At 68.1% G+C, this 18,849-nt stretch carries 17 protein-coding genes; 4 read left to right on the forward strand and 13 right to left on the reverse strand.

Annotated features, from left to right (window positions below; all coding sequences use genetic code 11):
* Window positions 1-35: 35 nt before the first annotated feature.
* Both ppk2 and OXU32_17030 read right to left on the reverse strand, forming a co-directional pair.
* Entirely contained in the window at window positions 36-959 is a 924-nt protein-coding gene (ppk2, locus tag OXU32_17025) for a polyphosphate kinase 2 (GenBank protein ID MDE0075656.1), read from the reverse strand.
* A gap of 35 nt (window positions 960-994) precedes the next feature.
* Window positions 995-2,569, reverse strand: coding sequence for a hypothetical protein (locus tag OXU32_17030; protein ID MDE0075657.1), 1,575 nt, complete (start codon window positions 2,567-2,569; stop codon window positions 995-997).
* Between the two features lie 201 nt (window positions 2,570-2,770).
* On the opposite strand from OXU32_17030, the gene OXU32_17035 reads away from it, so the two are divergent.
* From OXU32_17035 to OXU32_17050, 4 genes are all read left to right on the forward strand, one after another.
* Window positions 2,771-3,289, forward strand: a complete 519-nt coding sequence (locus tag OXU32_17035; GenBank protein MDE0075658.1) for a GNAT family N-acetyltransferase — start codon at window positions 2,771-2,773, stop codon at window positions 3,287-3,289.
* A gap of 8 nt (window positions 3,290-3,297) precedes the next feature.
* Complete coding sequence (locus tag OXU32_17040) at window positions 3,298-4,524, forward strand: MFS transporter (protein ID MDE0075659.1); 1,227 nt, start codon at window positions 3,298-3,300, stop codon at window positions 4,522-4,524.
* Window positions 4,525-4,615: 91 nt separating this feature from the next.
* On the forward strand, window positions 4,616-5,551 hold the full coding sequence (locus tag OXU32_17045) for a creatininase family protein (protein MDE0075660.1): 936 nt from the start codon (window positions 4,616-4,618) through the stop codon (window positions 5,549-5,551).
* A 128-nt stretch (window positions 5,552-5,679) separates the two neighbouring features.
* Window positions 5,680-6,390, forward strand: coding sequence for a tetratricopeptide repeat protein (locus OXU32_17050; GenBank protein ID MDE0075661.1), 711 nt, complete (start codon window positions 5,680-5,682; stop codon window positions 6,388-6,390).
* On the opposite strand, the gene OXU32_17055 is transcribed toward OXU32_17050, so the two are convergent.
* From OXU32_17055 to kdsA, 11 genes are all read right to left on the reverse strand, one after another.
* Window positions 6,335-7,831, reverse strand: a complete 1,497-nt coding sequence (locus tag OXU32_17055; GenBank protein MDE0075662.1) for a M23 family metallopeptidase — start codon at window positions 7,829-7,831, stop codon at window positions 6,335-6,337. The genes OXU32_17050 and OXU32_17055 overlap by 56 nt on opposite strands.
* A gap of 325 nt (window positions 7,832-8,156) precedes the next feature.
* The gene (locus OXU32_17060) at window positions 8,157-8,882 is read right to left on the reverse strand and encodes a polyprenol monophosphomannose synthase (GenBank protein MDE0075663.1); all 726 of its coding nucleotides are present in this window, start codon (window positions 8,880-8,882) and stop codon (window positions 8,157-8,159) included.
* Entirely contained in the window at window positions 8,875-9,999 is a 1,125-nt protein-coding gene (locus OXU32_17065) for a glycosyltransferase family 4 protein (protein ID MDE0075664.1), read from the reverse strand. The genes OXU32_17060 and OXU32_17065 overlap by 8 nt, the downstream gene beginning before the upstream one ends.
* Window positions 9,996-11,162 (reverse strand): UDP-N-acetylglucosamine 2-epimerase (non-hydrolyzing), encoded by a 1,167-nt coding sequence (wecB, locus tag OXU32_17070; protein MDE0075665.1) that lies wholly within the window; start codon window positions 11,160-11,162, stop codon window positions 9,996-9,998. The genes OXU32_17065 and wecB overlap by 4 nt, the downstream gene beginning before the upstream one ends.
* Before the next feature lie 61 nt (window positions 11,163-11,223).
* Entirely contained in the window at window positions 11,224-12,702 is a 1,479-nt protein-coding gene (rpoN, locus tag OXU32_17075) for an RNA polymerase factor sigma-54 (GenBank protein MDE0075666.1), read from the reverse strand.
* On the reverse strand, window positions 12,699-13,529 hold the full coding sequence (gene lptB / locus OXU32_17080; GenBank protein MDE0075667.1) for an LPS export ABC transporter ATP-binding protein: 831 nt from the start codon (window positions 13,527-13,529) through the stop codon (window positions 12,699-12,701). The genes rpoN and lptB overlap by 4 nt, the downstream gene beginning before the upstream one ends.
* Before the next feature lie 364 nt (window positions 13,530-13,893).
* A complete protein-coding gene (locus OXU32_17085; protein MDE0075668.1) occupies window positions 13,894-15,897 on the reverse strand; it encodes a hypothetical protein in 2,004 nt (667 codons plus the stop codon).
* Window position 15,898: 1 nt separating this feature from the next.
* Window positions 15,899-16,426 carry an LPS export ABC transporter periplasmic protein LptC gene (gene lptC, locus OXU32_17090; protein ID MDE0075669.1) on the reverse strand — a complete coding sequence of 176 codons (528 nt, stop codon included), beginning with the start codon at window positions 16,424-16,426 and terminating at the stop codon, window positions 15,899-15,901.
* 17 nt (window positions 16,427-16,443) lie between these two features.
* Window positions 16,444-17,391: a KpsF/GutQ family sugar-phosphate isomerase gene (locus OXU32_17095; GenBank protein ID MDE0075670.1), complete on the reverse strand. Its 948-nt coding sequence runs from the start codon at window positions 17,389-17,391 to the stop codon at window positions 16,444-16,446.
* A 67-nt stretch (window positions 17,392-17,458) separates the two neighbouring features.
* Complete coding sequence (locus OXU32_17100) at window positions 17,459-18,061, reverse strand: HAD hydrolase family protein (GenBank protein ID MDE0075671.1); 603 nt, start codon at window positions 18,059-18,061, stop codon at window positions 17,459-17,461.
* Window positions 18,058-18,840 carry a 3-deoxy-8-phosphooctulonate synthase gene (gene kdsA, locus OXU32_17105; GenBank protein ID MDE0075672.1) on the reverse strand — a complete coding sequence of 261 codons (783 nt, stop codon included), beginning with the start codon at window positions 18,838-18,840 and terminating at the stop codon, window positions 18,058-18,060. The genes OXU32_17100 and kdsA overlap by 4 nt, the downstream gene beginning before the upstream one ends.
* Between the last annotated feature and the right edge of the window lie 9 nt (window positions 18,841-18,849).

Genomic DNA, 18,849 nt, shown 5'->3' on the forward strand with positions numbered 1-18,849 from the left:
GATTGCCGGATGCGAATCCCGGGGCAACCGACAGCCTACCGGCCGATCACGGCGCCGGGCGCGCCCGGGTCGGCAGTCATCGGTTCGTCGCGGCTCACCACGACCGTGGCCGATTCCGCGATCAGCGGGTCGGGACCGGTCACGACGTCGTGGTCCTTGTCCGGATAGTCGAGCCGGGAGAGGAAAAACTGCATCGCGGCGACGCGCGCGCGCTTCTTGTCATCCGACTTGATCACCGTCCAGGGCGCGTCCGCCGTGTCGGTATAGAAGAACATCGCCTCCTTGGCCTGGGTGTAGCTGTCCCATTTGTTCAGCGACGCCAGGTCGACCGGAGAGATCTTCCATTGTTTGAGGGGGTCGGTGCTGCGGCGCTCGAAGCGGTACGCCTGTTCGTCCTGCGACACCGAGAAATAGAACTTGAAGAGCAGGATGCCGCTGTTGACCAGCATGCGCTCCATCTCCGGGCACTGGCGCAGGAACTCGAGGTATTCCTGGCCGGTGCAGAATCCCATGACCCGCTCGACCCCGGCGCGGTTGTACCACGACCGGTCGAAGAGCACCATTTCCCCCGCGGTCGGCAGGTGCCGGATGTAGCGCTGGAAGTACCACTGCCCACGCTCCACATCGCTTGGCTTGTCGAGTGCGACGACGCGCGCGCCACGCGGATTCAGATGCTCCATGAACCGCTTGATGGTCCCGCCCTTGCCCGCAGCGTCCCTGCCCTCGAACAGGATGACCACTTTCCTCCCGGAGCGTCTCACCCAGCGCTGGACCTTCAGCAGCTCGACCTGGAGACCGGCCTTGAGCCGCTCGTATTCCTTCCGCTTCATCTTGTCGCGGTAGGGATAGACGCCATCGCGGAAGATGCGCTCGGTGGTGACCCGACCCCGCAGGTCGCCGGTACGTGCATCGGACGCGCGAGCATTGTCGCTGTTTGCTCCGATCATGTTGTCTGCCATGATGCTTTCTCCCGTGTCCTGAACGGGCCCCACTGCTACCGTGAACCGCCGGCGCGCGCTTCCACCAGCCCGGGGACCTCTTCGTCGGCTGTGGACCACGCCTGCGCCAGGGCGGCGTAGGTCTCGCGCGCGGCGGCGTTATCTCCGAGGGCCGTCGCCGTGCGCGCCAGCCCCAGCAGCGACTGCGTGCGCTGGGGCGTGCGGGCAAGCTGGTCGCGCCACGCCGGGAACGCCTCCTGATGGCGGCCGAGAGCCGCGAGCTCCACTGCAAGCAGTTCGTGGGGCGGCATGAACGTGGCCGGAGGGCCGAACTCATAGGGAAGGGTTTCTTCCCGCCGGGCCGCCTCCCTGAGGAGCGCGATGCCCGCCTCCGAATCGCCCGCGGCCAGCGCGAGGACGGCGTCCAGTGCCATCAGGAGGATGGCGTGCCGCGGGTTGCCCTCGTCGCCGGGTTCTCCGTGGCGCGCCCGCAGCTGCCGCGCGCGCTCGGCGTCCCCCGCGCGCAGCGCGGCGAGGGCGTCGACGAAGTCGTTGGGGAGGGCCAGCGCGGGGAACGCCGTCAGGTCGGCCGAAATCTCTCCGGCCCGCGCCCAGTGGCCGGGGTCGATCACCGCGCGCGCCTTCATCTGCACGAAGTACGCGGCTTCGTCCGGGGCCGGCCCGTCCGCCATGCGCGCCATGCACGCCGCCATCCCGGCGGCGGCGTCATCGAGGCGTCCCAGCTGCAGATATCCGTAGTGCAACCACGAAGTATAGTGACCGCACACGTTGCCGCGCTGTCCCCGGCGCGCCCGCGCCGCATTCTGCACGTCGCGGGCGCGCACGTTCGCCGAGACCACGTCTTCCCACAGGCCCATGGCCACGAAGATGTGGGACGTCATGTGCTGCGCGTGGCCGGCATCCGGCGCGATCTGCGAGTACGCCCGTGCGGCGGGGAGGCCCAGGGGAGCGTGGATGGGGTCGTCGAAGGCGTGGATGACGTAGTGCGCGGCGCCCGGGTGCAACGGGTTCTCCTCGAGCACCGGCTGGGCCACGGCGGCCGCCTTCATGTAGATGGCGAAGTCGCGCCCGCCATGCGCCGTGCCGAGCAGCGAAAGCGCGTAGAAGGTGCGCGCGTCCTCGTCCTCGGGGTACTTCTCGGCCAGCCGTCTCATCGCGTCGCGATACCGGAAATCCCGCTCCTCCTTGGAGCCTTCGCCGTAGAGCACCTCCACCGTCTCCAGCCAGTCCCTCTCGCGCTGGGTGGGAACGCGGGCAAGCCGGTCGGCGGCGGTCGGCGCGAAGGCGGCGAGCACGGCCAGCGCCGCCTCCCGGTCCTGCTCCATCCAGATCGGATGGTTGAAGGTCTGGGCTTCGCCCCAGTACGCCATCGCGAAATCGGGATCGACCTCGCGTGCCCGCCTGAAGCGGGCCGCGGCATCCTCGTATTCGAAGTTGTGCAGGAGCAGCAGCCCGGCTTCGAAGTGCGGCTGCGCCTCGGGGGACCCCGACGTGGGGAAGTTCACGGTTCCGAGTTCCTGCGCGCGTGCCGGCGCCGGGGCGAGGAGGCAACACAGGGCACCGAGGACCAGGATGGTCTTCCCGGAAACCGTCCAGGCACGAGCGTTCATCTGGCTGATTCCTTCGGGTGGTTTGAGGATCGGGCTTAATCTAATGTCTGCCGACCTCGGGAGAGGCGCCAGAGCGCGTGGTTGCGCAGGTTTGGTCGATTCCGCCGGCAGGCTTAGGTTCCTGACGCTCGCGATGGACGCAGCCGGCGCTGGTCAACCTGCGGAGAGCCCGATGTCCGAAGTATCTCTGGGTTGTTTCCCGTGACGCGTCCCGCATTCGCGCGGGTCACCTTTCGTCCCCTGGTTCCGGCGGACTGGCCGGAGGTGGCCGAGATCTACCGGCAGGGAATCGAATCCGGCGACGCCACCTTCGAGACCGAGGTCCCGACCTGGGATTCCTGGAACGCGGGCCGCAGCCCCGATTGCCGGATCGTCGCCGAGATGGACGGCCGGACCGTTGGGTTCGCCGCGCTCAGTCCGCTATCGGGCCGCTGCGTCTACGGCGGCGTGCGCGAGGTGACGATCTACATTGCGGAATCGGCCCAGGGCCGGGGCGTGGGCAGCGCACTGCTGCGCGAGCTCGTCGCCGACACCGAGGCATCGGGCATCTGGACCCTCGAGGCGGGCATCTTCCCGGAGAACGGGGCCTCGATCCGGATTTTCGAGCGGTGCGGATTCCGCATTCTCGGCACGCACGAGCGCCTGGGCCGGTTTCATGACGGCCGCTGGCGCGATGTCGTGCTCATGGAGCGGCGAAGCCGGGTCGCGGGAGTGGACTGACGATTCCGATGGCAGCCTCCCCCCCGGCGTCGTCCCGGTCGCCTGCGAGCGGCCGGAGCGCGCTCACGGTCGCGGTCACGCTGACCGTGGCCCACTTGGCGAACGACGCCTACGTCGCCTTCCTGCACCCGCTCCTGCCGCGTCTGATGGACAAGCTGGGTCTGTCCATCGCAGCCGCGGCCTTGCTGAGCGTGATCCTCTCCTTGGCGTCGTCCCTCCCTCAGCCGCTCATGGGATACCTCGCCGACCGCGTGGGCCGGCGCTGGCTGGTGGCGCTCGGGCCCATCGTCTCCGGCATCTTCCTCAGCCTCATCGGACTCGCGCCAACTTTCGGCGTGCTGGTTGCGCTATTGACGCTGGGTGGGCTCGGGAGCGCCTTCTTCCATCCGCCGGCGGTGTCCCTTGCAGGCCGAGTATCGGAGGGGAAGGGGAGCGGTCTGCGCGTGTCCATCTTTTCGTTTGGCGGACACCTGGGCTTTGCGATCGGACCGGTCACCGCAGTGGCCATCGTCGGTGCCTTCACCCTGGAGGGCCTCTGGGTGGCGATGTTCCCCGGCATCCTGATCGGGCTCGCGACCCTGGCGTTTCTTCCTCGCCCGGTGCGAGGCCGCGTGCCGGTGCCGCCGCCCTCGCCGCGACAGGTCCTGCGCGCGCTCGCCGGCCCCCTCGGCCTGGTCTTCGGCATCAGCGCGCTGGGCGCCTTCGTCCAGCGCACCCTCCTGACCCTGTACCCCATCGTCGTCGACCAGACCGGCGGCTCGGAAGCTCTCGGGGCGGCTTCGCTCAGCGTCTACCTGGCACTTCAGGCGGGCGGGACCATCTTCGCCGGCCTGCTGACCGACCGGATCGACCGTACCCGCCTGCTGGCGGGGATTTGCATGCTTGCCGCCCCCGCGCACTTCCTGGCGGTCTACCTTCCTCCAGGGGGTGTCGCGGCCTTCATGGCTCTGGGTTTCGCGGGGCTGCTCAACATGGCCGTACTCCCGCCGACGGTGGTCATCGCCCAGGAGATCCTTCCCACCGGGGCCAGCATCGGCTCCGGAATCGTCATGGGACTGGCGTGGGGCGCGGGCGCGCTGGGGGTGGCGTTCGTGGGCGCCCTCGGAGACGTGGTGGGGCCGCGGGAGGCGGCGCTCACCGTCATGCCGATGTTCCTGTTGGGCGCGGTGCTGGCCCTCCACCCGGCGCTTCGCCCACACGCCCGCTCGGGTGCGTCGGCGGCATCGAGGCGCTGACGCGTGCGGGTGTGGTAGGTTGCCCTGGCGGCCGTCTCGCCGGTCCACCACTCACACGCGAATGTCCCCAGCTCTCAGGAGGGAATCCCCCATGCGCCGTGCCGTCCCGATCCTCGCCCTCTGGTTCGCGCTCCCGGCCAGCTTCGCCGTCGCGCAGGAACCCGAACTGCCGCCGATTCTCAAGGTCCGCAACTATCTTCCCCACATGACCCGGCCCGAGGTCGAAGACCTCCTCACCCGGACGGACATGGTCATCTTTCCGGTGGGCGCGCTCGAGCAGCACGGCACCCACCTGCCGATCGGCACCGACTACCTGAACGGAGTGGAGCGCGCCAAGAGGATAGCCCAGCGGGCCGACGTGCTGGTGGCGCCCATCCTGCTGCCCGGGCAGTCACCCTACCACATGGAATTCGCGGGCACCGTGACCTTGTCTTCGACGCTGATTCAGGAGGTTTATGTTGAATCTGCAAAAAGTCTTATGCGTCATGGTTTCAAGCGCTTTCTCGTCCTCAATGCCCATGGTGGCAACCGAGCCATTACGACCTTCATCGTTGATCGCATCAATCAGGAGACCGAGGGAATCGCGGTCGATCTGGGTGCCGTTTCCGGCCCGTTCAGGGTTCGCGATCCGGATCCGCAGCCGACTCTGGCGCCTGCCGTGCTCGACCGCCATGGAGGCACCGGAGAGACCTCCAGATCGCTCTACCTGATCCCCGAGCTGGTGGATATGGACGCCGTCGAGGTCGCGCAGGTGAACATGCCTGCGCACCTGGAAGCCATACTGCCCGAGGTGATCGCCGGAGATCCGACCGCGCTCGCGGTGTTCCTGGCGGAGGGACTCAAGGACGAATCCACGGGGAAGGGGACGTCGGCCGCGCAGATGTCGACAACGGGCGTCTGGGGGGAGCGCGACCCCGCCGAGGCGACCGCCGAACGGGGGCGGAACATGACCGAAGCCTCCGTGGACGCGGCTGTGGCGTTCATCGAGCGATGGAACGAGCTGAGGCCCCCGGGCACGGGGCGGTAACGTCCGGCGTTGACCCGAACGGAGCCCAAGGATTAGGTTTTGCGCGGCGTTCCCGGGCTTGCCTGCGAATCCGTGCCAGCCATGGATGAACGCGACGGAGTCCCGCACCATCCCCACACACGCGCTTCATGTCCAAGTATTCCCGACGTCCTGGCCCGGGAGGGCCGGCCCCCAGCGCCCCCGACGAGGACGATCTTTTTACCAGCCGGGTCCTCGAACTCACGGTCTGGGCGCAGAACAACGCCCAGACCCTGATCTTCGCGGGCATCGTGGTCGCCCTCGCCATAGGCGCCACCGTCTACTACTTCAATTTCAGCGAGACGCGCGAAGACCAGAGCGCTCTCGAGCTTGAGCAGATCCACCAGGTCGTGGGAGTGGTCAGCACCGAAGAAACTCTCGCCGAGCTGAACCGGTTCCTGGAACGCTTCGAAGACGCCGCCAGTACGGCCGAAGCCCGGCTTCTCCTGGGTCAGGTCCAGCTCGAGAACGGCAATGTCCAGGGCGCCATCGACGCGCTGCAGCCGCTCCGCGGCCGTCTCGGGGAACCGGTGGCGCTGCAGGCCGGCTTCCTTCTGGGCGCCGCCTACGAGCAGCAGGGCCTGCAGGACGAAGCCGTGGCAACCTATCTCGATATCGCCGACGAGACCGACCTGGGCTTCCAGTTGCGCAACGCCCTCTCCGACGCGGCCCGCGTGCGCGCGGCGCAGGGTCGCTACGCCGAGGCCGAGGATCTGCTGGGCACTCTCCTGGACGAACTGGACGCAGCCGACCCCGGCCGCGGCGTCATCGAGATGCGCCTGGCTGAGATGCGCGCTCGCCGGACGTCGTCCGGGGGTTGAACTCCCGGGGCGCCTCGGCGAGCGACTGCCCAGGCCCGAGCCAACCCGTCTCTCCGCTCGCCGTCCGCACGTACAGGTAGTCGCCGAAGCGGCCAATCACCGGCACTTCGGTTCCCGCGTCCAGTCGAGCCAGCCAGGCCGAGTCGTCCGTGGGCGCGGCAAGCACCGAGCGCGCCGCCGCCACGGTTTCCCGCGCGAAGGGAGCCGCGACTGGTTCGATCAGGCGTGCGGCCACGTAACCTGTTGTGCCGTCGGGCAGACGGGCCCGGAAGAAGCTCCCCGTGCCGGCGAGAACCCGGAGCGGCGTGTACCGGTCCAGTTCACGCATCACCTCGCCCCGCGGGCCGGGCGCCGCCCGCAGCCGGACCCCTCCGTTGCGCACCCGGTTCCATGTGCCCAGCCGCTCCGTGTCGACGGTGAGTTCCGGAACGGTGACGCGCACGGGATCGATGAACGGGAAGGGATCGACGGCGCCCTCGCCGCGCCGATAGAGGCCCAGGTGCAGGTGGGGCGGGGTGGTGCGGGCGTTTCCGGTGTTTCCCACGAAGCCGACGGTGTCGCCGGCTTCGACGAACTGTCCGTCGCGGACATACTGGCTGTCCAGATGGGCGTAGTAGAGGCTGGCGTTGCGCACCGGGTCGCGAACCCATACCACCTTGCCGCCGATAGCCGTATCCCGCACGCGGCTGACCCGTCCTGCCGATGCCGCGAGCACGGGAGTTCCACGGCGCGCGAAGATGTCGACGCCGCGGTGGCTCCGCCGGCCGCCGTCCCGCGCGGCGCCAAACCAGCTGTAGATGTACTGCGGGCCATGTCCCTCGACGGGAAACGCCAGCTGCGCCTCGAGATCCAGAGTGACGGAGTAGCTGCCTCCGCGCAGCAGCTCGGGCTGGAGCCGCAGGATGAATTCGCCACCGCGCCAGGGCTCGTGCGAGAACGTCTCCACGGGCGATTCCGACGAGAACACCGGCCTCATCGGGTCGGCGGGATCCGCGGGCACGCGAAACAGGTCCACGAATACCCGCGCCGGCTCGCCGGAGTCGACCGCAACTTCGACCGTCAGCCTTCTACCTCGTTCGAGGCGAAAACCGTACCCGGCGGCCTCCGGAGCGTCGGGGCTGATGTAGCTTTCCTCCGCGTAGGGCAGCGATACCGGAAGCGGCGCGGCGAGCGCCACGCGTCCGGCCGCCTCCCAGTCCCTCGCGAGCGCCGATTCTCCGAGTCCGGCGACGTTCAGCCGAGCCTGGTAGGCTTCGTGTGGCGTCAGGTCCCGGAAATGGTCCCGGGCCTGCTCGATCTGCTCGCATCCGGAGACAACCAGGAGCCCGGCCAACACGGAAGGGAGGACGACAGTTTTTCGGCGTAGATCCCTCCAGGCGTCCAGCTCCGGCGCGACGCCCGAGCAGAACCCGGTGATGTTCGAGCGCAATCGTTCCGACATCAATCCACCTCTCCCGCATCCCAAACACGCCTCCGTCATCCCATCCCGCAGCCATTCTAGCGAGCCTGAGCCGAAGAGGAAAACCGCGTGGCCGCGCAATCGTGCAACGCGCCATCTTCGCCGGGGGCTGGCTGAGGGCTTGAAGGCGCCCCAAACCTGCGCATAATATGTATTATGTATAGTTACGGAATCTCGCCGTCCCCTCTCAGAAATCCGTGGCGGCCAAAACCCGCCGATGACACATCAGAATTCCGTGGATTCCAGCAGTCGGAATTCTGATGCGAGGGGATTTGGGGCTCTCGGTCAGGATCCTGACGGGAGGTCGTTACAGCCGGCCGATCACGTCGAGGATTCGGAGCATCCACACGCGCCACACTGCCTCTCGAACGATCTTCCCCGACATCTTCGACTCACCGGAATCGCGCTCGGTGAAGACGATCGGGACTTCGACCAGGCGAAAGCCCTTCCGTGCCGCGCGGAACTTCAGCTCGATCTGGAAGGCGTATCCGTTGGAGACGATGCGATCGAGGTCGAGGGCCTCGAGGACTTCCCTGCGCCAGCAGTTGAAGCCACCCGTGGCATCGGCGACCGGCAGACCGGTGATGGTTCGCGCGTACCAGCAGCCGAAATAGCTGATCAGCAGCCGGCTCATGGGCCAGTCGACCACGGTGACCCGGCCGTGGAGGTAGCGGGAACCGATGACGACATCCGCGTGCCGCGTCTGTTCGATGAACGCCGGCAGCATCTCCGGCGAATGCGACAGGTCGGCGTCCATCTCGCAGAGCAGCGGATAGCCGCGGGCGAGGCCCCATTTGAACCCTGCTAGGTACGCGGGGCCGAGACCGAGCTTTTCGGTTCGATGAAGGACGTGGATACGGGGTTCGCCGGCGGCCATCTCATCGGCCAGCTGCCCCGTGCCGTCCGGTGATCCGTCGTCGATGACCAGGATCTCGATGCCTGGATGCTGCTCCAGCACCAAGGGTACGATCCGCGGGAGATTCTCCCGCTCGTTGTAGGTGGGAATCAGGACGAGGAGTCGCGGGTCAGGCATGGGGCGCTCTCTTCCCCGCTCGCAGGGCTTCGTAGACCTCCAGGTGCCGTTCCACGAGCCGGTCGTTGCTCCAGCGGGTGGCGACGCGCTCGCGCGCTCGGCGTCCGGCCTCCTGCAGCAGATCGGTTCGGCGCAGGAGGGCGACAAGCCGCCTGGCCAGATCGGCGGGATCCCCGGGCTCGAAAAGGGTTCCCACCGATTCGTCCACGATTTCAGGCAGTCCTCCTACCCGGGAAGCGGCCACCGGAAGCTCGCACGCCATGGCCTCCAGCGCCGCGATCGAGGTTGCCTCCATGAGCGAGGGAACGACCGCAACGGCGGCGGAAGAGAGAATGCCCGGCATCTCGGCATTGGGCCGTGCGCCGAGGAAGCGGACTCGTTCGGCCAGGCCCAACTGCGCGCTCAGGCTCTCCAGCTCCCCCCGCTCCGGTCCGTCGCCTACCAGAATCGCCTCCACCCCGGGAACCGCCGCGGCGATTTCGGGCATCGCCTGCACGAAAAACCGCACTCCGTTCTTGGGAAACAGACGGCGCGGAACGACCAGCAGAGGTCCGGACACGGGCGGGAGCGATGGTTCGCAGCGGCGGAAGACCGATGTGTCCACCCCGTTGGTCACCGGCTCGGTGGACAGACCCGGGAGCAGGCCGTCGGCGACATCTGCGATCTCGACGCTGGTGGCGAAGGTATGGTCGGACGCGCGCAGGAGGGTGCGCAGGCCCGGCCGCCAATGCGTTTTCGCCGCCAGCCGAAGGAAGTGGGAGGTGTGCAGGGTGGTAATCACCGGTCGCGCGCGGAGCCGGCCGGCAATCCATGCCGGCGGGATGGAGGCGATGGCCTGCGCGTGCACCACGTCGACCTCCGCGCTCGCCCGGGTGGTGCGTGGTGTCGAGCACATCGAGTGCAGGAACCACCCTCCCGGGTTGCGCGCCGGCAGCCATGTTCTCCGGACGTGGATGTCCCCCATGAACTGCTCGCGCGGAAGATTGGGACGGGACCGCGAGGTGACCACATCCACGCGGTGTCCGCGGGCCACAAGCCCCCGGCACAGGTTGAAGACGTGGCTCTCCAGTCCGCCCACTTCCGGCGGGAAGTAGATGCAGTGCATCAGGATGTTCATGGCGCTTCCGGAAGCCAGTCGCGCGTCCGGCGCGGCACTCCGGTGAGCCGCTGCGCCACGATGTCGGCGATGCGCTCCGCCGCGTCGCCGTCGCCGTAGGGGTTGGCGAAACCGCCCTCCCGGTCCCCTTCCCCGTTTCCGCCGGCCAGCGCGGCCAGGGCCTCGGCGACGATGCGGGCGCGGTCGGTTCCCACCAGCCTGGCAACCCCCGCGGCCACACCTTCCGGGCGCTCCGTCACCTCCCGCAGCACGAGGACCGGCGTGCCGAAGGTGGGCGCCTCCTCCTGGATTCCCCCGGAGTCGGTGAGCACGAGGCTCGCCCGCTTGAGCGCACGCAGGAGATCCGGGTACGCCAGCGGGTCTGTCAGGTGAACCCGGGGATGGTCGGCCAGATGCTCGCGCGCCGGGCGGACGACCTGCGGATTCGGGTGCACGGGATAGATGACCTGGACATCCGGACATCGGTCCGCAATCTCGCGGACGGCTCGGAAGACCCGACACAGAGGTTCGCCGAACGACTCGCGCCGATGGGCCGTGAGCAGCACGAGTGGGCCACCTCCCGCCAGAAGTTCGGCCAGCACCCGGTCTTCGATTTCGGCTTCGCGGTGAGCCAGCCGCAGAAGAGCGTCGACCACGGTATTGCCCGTGACGTGAATCGAAGCTTCGGAGATCCCTTCATCCAGCAGGTTTTGCCGCGCCAGCGCGGTGGGCGCGAAGTGAAGTTCGGCGAGCGTGTCCGTCATCTGCCGGAACAGCTCCTCGGGATACGGAGCCCACCGATTGCGGCTGCGCAATCCGGCCTCGACGTGCCCCACCTGGATGCGTTCGAAGAATCCCACCAGCGAACCGAAGAAGACGCTGGCCGTGTCGCCCTGCACCAGCATCATGGCCGGCGCGAACTCGCGGATCATGTCCCTCAGCCCTTCCATGCAGCCCCGCCCGACGTCGTAGAGGGTCTGGCCGGACTTCATGATGTCCAGGTCGAAGTCGGGGATGATGGAGAAAGCTTCGAGCGCCTGGTCGACCATGTCGGTGTGCTGGCCGGTCAGGGCGACTGCGCTCTCCACCAGGTCGGCACGACTGCGCAGCGCCTCTGCCACCGGGGCCATCTTGATCGCCTCCGGCCGGGTGCCGATGACCACCAGGACGCGCGGACGCGTCATCCCCGGGGCCGGCTGCCGCGGAGGAGGATGGCATCGGCGCGGTCGACGCGGGGCGATCCGCTCACAGGCGCTTGCGCATGCGCGCCGGGAGGATGCCGAGCTGGTCGCGGTACTTGGCCACCGTCCGGCGCGCGATGCGGACGCCGTCGGCGCGCAGGAGCTTGACGAGTGCCATGTCGGTGAGGGGCTTGCGAACGTCCTCCCCGGAGATGAGTGCCTCCATCTTCGCCTTGACTCCGCGAGCGGAAATGTCGGTGCCGCTGGTGGTTGAGAGCCCGCTCGAAAAGAAGTACTTGAGGCTGAAGACGCCGCGCGGCGTCTGGACGAACTTCTCGTTGGTCACGCGCGACACGGTCGATTCGTGCATCTCGATGTGGTCGGCCACCTCACGCAAGGTGAGCGGCCGCAGATGCTGAACCCCGTTTTCGAAGAAACCGCGCTGACGCTCGACGATGTACTGCATCACCTTGAGCATCGTCTGGCGCCGCTGTTCGATGGCCTGGATCATCCAGCTGGCGGAATTCAGCTTGTCCTTGATGAACGTCTTGTTCTCTCCCTGGAACAGGCGCTTGTCGCGGGCGACTTCCTGGTACGAGCGCGCCAGCCTCAGCTGGGGCATGCTGGTGTCGTTGGCGAACACCATGTACTCGCCGGAGATCTTCTCCACGATCAGGTCCGGGACGATGTAGTGCTCGGGTTCGGGCGAGTACCTGAGTCCCGGCTTCGGGTCCAGGCGGGCGAGCCGATCGGCGGCATCCTGGACCAACCGGGGCGCTACTCCGAGAGCGCGGGCGATGTTGGCCCAGCGGTGACTCAGGAGGTCGTCGAAGTGCTCGTCGACCATGACCCCGATGAGTTCATTCTCCTCCCTCGATTCGCGCAGCTGGATGAGGAGGCATTCGCGCAGATCGCGCGCGCCCACACCCGGCGGATCCATGTCCTGCACGATTTCGAGCATCGCCTCCACTTCCCCCACGTCGAAGGGCGCAAGCATCGCGGCCAGCTCCTCCGGAGACTCGTCCTCGGCGGCTTCGAGGGCGAGGTCGCGCACGTCTTCGAGCCAGCCGTTGAGGTCGTCGGTGATGGTTTCCAGCGGACAGCGCAGGAGGCCGTCGTCATCGATGTTGCCGATGATCTCCTGCGCGATCCTCTGCTCGCGGCCGGAGAGCGTCAGCAGCTGAGTCTGGTTCTCGAGATGATCGCGGAGGTCGGGAGCCTTGGACGGCGTGGGGAAGTCGAAGTCACGGGCTTCGTACTGGGCGCGGCGTCCGCCGGCGTCGAATCCGTCGAGCAGGATCGACTCCCAGTCGACCTCGTCCCCGTCCTCGTCCACGCCATCCTGGTCGAGTTCCACTTCCTGCTCGGTGTCGCCCTCTACCACCTCCAGGAACGGGTTTTCCGTCATCTCCTGCTTCAGACGCTGCTGGAGGTCGAGCAGCGGAAGATGAAGCAACTCCATTGCCTGGTACAGGCGCGGGTTGATCTTCATCTCCTGCCTGAGCTCCGGGCTCTGGATGAGCCGCGCGCCGAGTCCGCTCATGCCGCCACGGGGGGATTGAAGCGCTTGCGCATGCGGTCGGTCAGGACGGGGCCGAGGTAGATCTCGGCGACTTCGTCGTTCCAGACCAGTTCGGAGACCGTGCCGACGACTCGTATGCGGCCCTCGTGCATGATGTAGGCGCGGTCGACGATCTCGAGCGTCTGTTCCACGCTGTGGTCCGTGATGATGACCCCGATGCCGCGGTGCCTCAACCCGGCCACGATCTGCTGGATGTCGTTGACGGCGATGGGATCGATTCCGGCGAAGGGCTCGTCGAGGAGCATGAACTTGGGACGCTGGACGAGCGCGCGCGTGATCTCCAGACGACGCCGTTCCCCGCCGGAGAGCGAAAACGCCTTCGAGTGGCGAAGGTGGCCGATGGAGAGCTCCGACAGCAACTCGTCGAGGCGCTGCTTGCGCTCCGCCCTCGGCAGCGGCAGCGTCTCAAGGATCGCCATTACGTTCTGTTCTACGGTCAGGCGCCGGAAGACCGAAGGCTCCTGGGCGAGATAGCCGACCCCGAGGCGCGCGCGCCTGTACATGGGAATGCCGGTCAGCATCCGGTCGTCCAGCCGCACCTGCCCGGCCTGGGGCGAAATCAGCCCGACCATCATGTAGAAGGTCGTGGTCTTGCCGGCGCCGTTCGGCCCTAGCAGCCCGACGATCTCGCCCTGCTCCACCGCGATGTCGACATCGTTCACCACCTTGCGGCCGCCGTAGCTCTTGGTCAGCCCGGTCGCGACCAGCCGGCTGGCAGGCGGCGAGGCGCCGTTGTCCGGGGACTCGCTGGCCAGGACGCCGAACTTGTGCTGCAGCACCACCGCCATCGCCTCGATATTCTCGACCAGCGGGTCGCGGTCGACGGATATCTCTTCCCACAGCTCGGCGTCGAGGGTCAGCCGTTCCCAGCCGTCTTCGCGGGGATCACGGCCGGCGATGCCGACCGCCTCCAGCCGCCCGATCACCTGTTCCTCCAGGTAGCCGCCGAGTTCGCCGCCGCGCTCGCGCCAGGATGCCTGCAGGTGGAGTTCGAGTTCCTCGTACTCGCGGCGCACCGACGACACCCAGTCGTCCCGGCCGACGGATCCCGAATCGTCCGCGCCCCGGATGAGTTCCAGAACCGCCACCGCCACCGAGACATCGTGCGGCTCGAGTTCCTGCATGAGCTCCAGAAAGCGTTCCAGCGTCATTTCATCTCCGTGTGGCAGGGGGTGCCGCGGTCGTGTCGGCCGTCGCGGTGGTGTCGGCGGGCGGGGGGGCGAGGGGCTCAAGCTGCACGCCCTGTGCGTTGCCTTCCACGATGACCGAGGTCACTTCGCCGTCCTGCATGAAGATAGTGATCAGGTCTCCCCGGACGTAGTGAAGGGCGAGCCGGATGTCCGGCTCCGGCTGCGCGGCCGCTTCTTCTCCCCCGGCCTCTCCCGTGGGTTCCCGCGCGCCGGGGTCTTCCTCCGTTGCGGCTTCCTGCGCGGGGTCCCCGGAGACTTCCTCCTCGGCGACAGCTTCCTCGGCGGCTTGCTCCTCCCCTTCCCCCGCGACCTGCTCGCCGGCCTCGGCCCCCGCCGCGTCCGGCTGCGGGGGCTCGCCTTCCCCGCCGCCCTCGGAGGGGATCAAGCGGTAGAGGCTGGCCGCTTGGCCGCGAGCCACCAGACGATCGAGCTGGTAGCCCCCGGACGACTCGTCCGTGGCCGGTTGGGCGCCGGCTGCAGCCGACGTGTCGGCGCCGACGGGCTGGAAGACCGCGGTAATGGTGTCGCCCGACACCCAGTCCGAGCGCGCGATCTCCGGCGTGTCTTCGGTGTTGAGCGAATCGCGCGCGAGCGACTCGCCGCGCGCGTCGCCTACGGCGACCACTCGCTCCAGCACCTCGTCGGGGGCCAGAACGTGGATGGAATCCCCTTCCAGTTCGAACGTCTCGGCCACGGCACGGGGCCGGGCGGGCGGAAGCACGGCAGCCGAGTCCGCGGTCTCGCCCGAAGCGTCACGCGGAGCGTCCGCGTCTCCGGGGACCGACTCGTCGGTGAGCGGAATGGCTTCGCCAAGCACCACTTCGGTGGGCTCGGCTTGGACGTCGCCGGCGGCCTGCTCTTCCGACGCAGCAGCGGTGGCCGCTGCCGAGTCCCCCGACGGGCCTTCGACTTCCTCCGGCAGCCCGGGCGGCTCCGGTTCCGGCGGCCGTTCGTTCATCGCCACGATGCGGTCGAGCACGCCGTCCACCATCAACACCCGGATTTCGGGCGCGGTCAGGTCGATCTCGCTACCGGAGAGTGCGGCGTCACCGCGCGCCGCGACCTGGTTGCCGTTCATGTCCAGGTCCACCGCGTCACCGCTCAGCACGTATTCGGCGCCGTACCCGAAAACGCGCGGCGCCGTCCCCCGCAGAAAGAGCTTGCCGGTGGTTTCCCGGTATTCGATGGAATCGGCGAGGGCGCGAAACTCATCGTTGTAGAGCTCCGCGTTGCCGGTGGCCAGCATGTAGTCCGCGCCGCTCAGGTAGATGCGCTCGGCATCGATGTCGTAGGGGACGGGCGTGGTGTCGGGGGGTGATGGTTCCGGTTCCGGAGCCATTTCCCCGCCGGTCCCGGCGGCGTCAGCCGGATCGTTCTCCGTCGCTGCGGAATCCGGCGGGGCTTCGGGCGAGTCCGCGGCCTCGGTCGAATCGCTTTCCGCTGCGGCGGAGTCCGGCGGGGGTTCGGTCGAATCCGCCGCGCCCGCCTGCGGCGTTACCAGGATCACCGCGTGCGCGCGCCGCCCGTCCAGGCCGAGGATGGTCATCTCCCCGTCCTCGCGCCGGGAGCTGGAGCCGACCAGCACGGTACTGTCGCCTTCGAAGGTGGCGCCCGAGGCCCCGTCGATGATGTGGACGTTGCCGACTCCGATCAGCCGGCCCTCGGAGGCGAAGTGGTCGGCGCGGTCGGCGGTCATGGACGCCGCCGAGTCGCTGTACTCGAAGTTGCCGATGAAGCGGGTGTAGCCCGAGACGTCATCGAGCACGGCGCTGTCGGCGCGGATGATGACGCCTCCCTCGCAGCCGAACACGGGGTCGGAGATGAAGTTGAAGAAGCCGTCCCCCGTCACCTGCACGGTGGAGGAGCGGGACTGGAGCAGGTCGCAGCTGCCCTGAGCCGCAACGCCCGTCGCCAGGCACAGGGCCGAGCCTGCGATCAGGGCCGCCAGAACCGGGGACGGGCGCAATTCAGGGCCCTCCGCCGCTCCGCGTTCGCTGGTTCTGGATGAAGATGCTCTCGAAGTTGGCGTCGGACAGGAACGCGGATCCCTCGACCACCCGGCCTCCCTCGGTCATCGTCATGACCGTGGCCGAGTCGCTCCAGATGCGGTCCCGCTGGGGCTCGTAGTGGATCTCCGCGCTCTCGATGCGCCGGTCCGCCATTACGAGAACGGCGTCGCCGCGCGCGACCATGTGCTGGGTGTCCTCGTTCATCAGTCCGGTCCGCGAGGTCACGCGCGCGCGCTCCTCTCCGCCTTCGTCGTACATGATCAGGTTCAACGTGCGGAGCGCCACGGATGTCGAGTCCTGCCAGATATAGGCGGTGTCGGCCTGGATGCGGGCCTCGCGAATGCCGTCGACCGTCACATGGGTCACGATGTCGAAAAGGACCTGGTCGGCCTGGAGCGCGCGCAGCTCTTCCGGAAGCGACGTCGTCGCCACCTGCTCCTCGCATCCCGCGGCCGCCATCGCCGCGAACGCCAGCAGTACCGCCATCTTCCTGTTTTTCAACATCATAGGACTCCCGATCTCATCAGGTCGTGAAGGTGCACGACGCCGCTCAGCCTGTCTTTTCCGTCTACCACGGGCAATGCCATGACCCCGTGCTGCTCCATCTCCCGGGCGGACGCCGAGGCCAGGGTTCCTAGGCGTGCCAGCCTGGGCTCGGGGCTCATGATGGCGCGGATCGGAATATGCAGAAAGTCCGGTTCGCGCTCCATGAGGCGCGTGAGATCGCCGGCGGTCACGACGCCCACGACCCGGTCCTGTCCGTCCACGATGGGCACGGTGCCGCGCATGTGTGCAAGCGGCACGATGCAGTCGCGTACGAGTGCGTCCTGAAGGAGGGACGGGTACCCTTCCCCGACCATCACGTCGTCGACCAGAAGGGTGAGCGTGCGCCCGAGCGCGCCCCCCGGGTGCAGGCGGGCGAAGTCCGCGGGCTCGAATCCCCGCCGCCGCAGAAGGACGATCGCCAGCGCGTCGCCCATGGCCATGGCGGCGGTGGTGGAGGTGGTGGGCGCCAGGTCCAGGGGGCAGGCCTCCTCGGCCACCGAGCAGTCGAGGAGCGCGGTCGCATGCCGGGCCAGCGGCGAGCGCGGACTGCCGGTTATCAGCACGATGGGCACTCCGAAGCGCAGCAGGTACGCGGCGAGCTCGGCGAGTTCGCCGGTATCGCCGCTCTTCGAAACCAGGATCGCGACGTCCTCGCGCGAGACGATGCCCAGGTCCCCGTGAAGCCCCTCCACCGGGTGGAGGAAGAAGGCGGGGGTGCCTGTGGACGTGAGTGTAGCCGCAATCTTGCGCCCGACGATGCCGCTCTTGCCGATCCCCGAGACGATGACCCGGCCGGAAGCGGCCAGCACGACTTCGGCCGCCTCGACGAAGGGGTGGTCGATGCGGTTGGCGAGATGGAGGAGCGCGCCGCCCTCCGCGCGAAGCACCCGGGCAGCTTCGGCCATGGCAGCGGCGGTCGCGCCGCCGTCCCTCCCTGGCAACGACGGCGCACGCGTATGGCTCCCGCCGGCGTCAGCCTCTCCGGCCGCGCGCGTCTTCGGCGGGGACGTCATCGCTCCTGGCATCGCAGTAACCCTGGACCACGTTTTCCCATTCACCGCGCGCGATCAGCAGGGCGCGCACGAATTCACGAACCGCTCCCCTGCCCCCCTGCGCGCGCGTCTGCCAGATCGCGTCCCGCACCAGCTCCGGTGTGGCGTTCCCGACCGCCACCGGCAGTCCGACACGCCGAAAGACGGGAAGGTCGGGCAGGTCGTCGCCAAGCATGGCGACTTCGTCCCATGAAACCCCGTTGCGGGCAAGCAAGTTTCGTACCACGGGCATCTTCATGGCGCCGGGCACCTGATGACACTCCTCGATGCCGAGTTCCCGGGCGCGCAGCGCAGTCGCCGCCGATACTCGGCCCGACACCAGCGCCACCTGCATCCCGGTTCCGATCAGGAGCTTGATCGCCAGGCCGTCCTGTATGTCGAAGCGCTTGAACTCCACGGCCGACCCGTCCGGCATTTCGCCCACGTAGACACCGGAGTCGGTGAGCACCCCGTCCACGTCGAAGATGACGAGTCGGACCCGGCGCGCAGCCTCGTCGGGGAATCTCCCGTCCGGCGTGTTCATGAAAGCGCCCGCCGGATGGCGAGAACATCCTCCAGGAGCGGTGCGAGCGCCGTGAGCTCGAGCATGTTGGAGGAATCCGAAGGAGCGGTGGCGGGAGCCGGATGCACCTCGAGGAACAGCCCGTCGCAACCGGCGGCGACGGCCGCCCGCACCAGGCAGCCGATGAACTCGGGGTTTCCGCCCGTGCCTCCGCCGGCCTGTCCCTGGCGCTGCACGGAGTGGGTGCCGTCGAACACCACCGGAGTGCCGCACGCGCTTCGCACCCGGGCGAAGGAGCGCATGTCGACGATCTGGTCGCCATATCCGAAGAACGTGCCCCGCTCGGTCACGGCCACCTCCCCGGCCCCGGCGGCGCGCGCCTTGTGCACGGCGTGCGCCATCTGCTCTGGAGACATCCACTGTCCCTTCTTGATGTTGATCGCCGCGCCGGTGCGGCCCGCGGCCGTGAGCAGGTCCGTCTGCCGGCAGAGGAAGGCAGGGATCTGGACTACATCCGCCACCTCGGCGGCGGGCCCCGCCTGTGCGGGCTCATGGATGTCGGTGAGCACCGGGAGGCCGCAGTGTGCCTTTACGCGGTCCAGCGCCCGCAGGCCCTCCTCAAGCCCCGGTCCCCTCGCCGAAGCCAGCTGCGAGCGGTTGGCCTTGTCGAACGAGGACTTGAAGAACACCGGAAGACGGTGCCGGGCGGAGAGGGACGCCAGGGTTTCGCCGACCGCGAGGTTCACGTCGTCGCCCTCGAGCACGCAGGGTCCGGCGATGAGGAAGAAGTTCTCAAACACCGCTGGCGT

It is taken from the genome of Gammaproteobacteria bacterium (assembly GCA_028819075.1).
GTDB lineage: Bacteria > Gemmatimonadota > Gemmatimonadetes > Longimicrobiales > Gaopeijiaceae > BD2-11.

Coding starts and splice junctions, on each gene's coding strand:
- ppk2 (MDE0075656.1), bottom strand. CDS start 959: ATGGCAGACAACATGATCGGAGCAAACAGCGACAATGCTCGCGCGTCC.
- OXU32_17030 (MDE0075657.1), bottom strand. CDS start 2,569: ATGAACGCTCGTGCCTGGACGGTTTCCGGGAAGACCATCCTGGTCCTC.
- OXU32_17040 (MDE0075659.1), top strand. CDS start 3,298: ATGGCAGCCTCCCCCCCGGCGTCGTCCCGGTCGCCTGCGAGCGGCCGG.
- OXU32_17045 (MDE0075660.1), top strand. CDS start 4,616: ATGCGCCGTGCCGTCCCGATCCTCGCCCTCTGGTTCGCGCTCCCGGCC.
- OXU32_17050 (MDE0075661.1), top strand. CDS start 5,680: ATGTCCAAGTATTCCCGACGTCCTGGCCCGGGAGGGCCGGCCCCCAGC.
- OXU32_17055 (MDE0075662.1), bottom strand. CDS start 7,831: ATGTCGGAACGATTGCGCTCGAACATCACCGGGTTCTGCTCGGGCGTC.
- OXU32_17060 (MDE0075663.1), bottom strand. CDS start 8,882: ATGCCTGACCCGCGACTCCTCGTCCTGATTCCCACCTACAACGAGCGG.
- OXU32_17065 (MDE0075664.1), bottom strand. CDS start 9,999: ATGAACATCCTGATGCACTGCATCTACTTCCCGCCGGAAGTGGGCGGA.
- wecB (MDE0075665.1), bottom strand. CDS start 11,162: ATGACGCGTCCGCGCGTCCTGGTGGTCATCGGCACCCGGCCGGAGGCG.
- rpoN (MDE0075666.1), bottom strand. CDS start 12,702: ATGAGCGGACTCGGCGCGCGGCTCATCCAGAGCCCGGAGCTCAGGCAG.
- lptB (MDE0075667.1), bottom strand. CDS start 13,529: ATGGCGGTGGTGCTGCAGCACAAGTTCGGCGTCCTGGCCAGCGAGTCC.
- lptC (MDE0075669.1), bottom strand. CDS start 16,426: ATGGCGGTACTGCTGGCGTTCGCGGCGATGGCGGCCGCGGGATGCGAG.
- OXU32_17095 (MDE0075670.1), bottom strand. CDS start 17,391: ATGGCCGAAGCTGCCCGGGTGCTTCGCGCGGAGGGCGGCGCGCTCCTC.
- OXU32_17100 (MDE0075671.1), bottom strand. CDS start 18,061: ATGAACACGCCGGACGGGAGATTCCCCGACGAGGCTGCGCGCCGGGTC.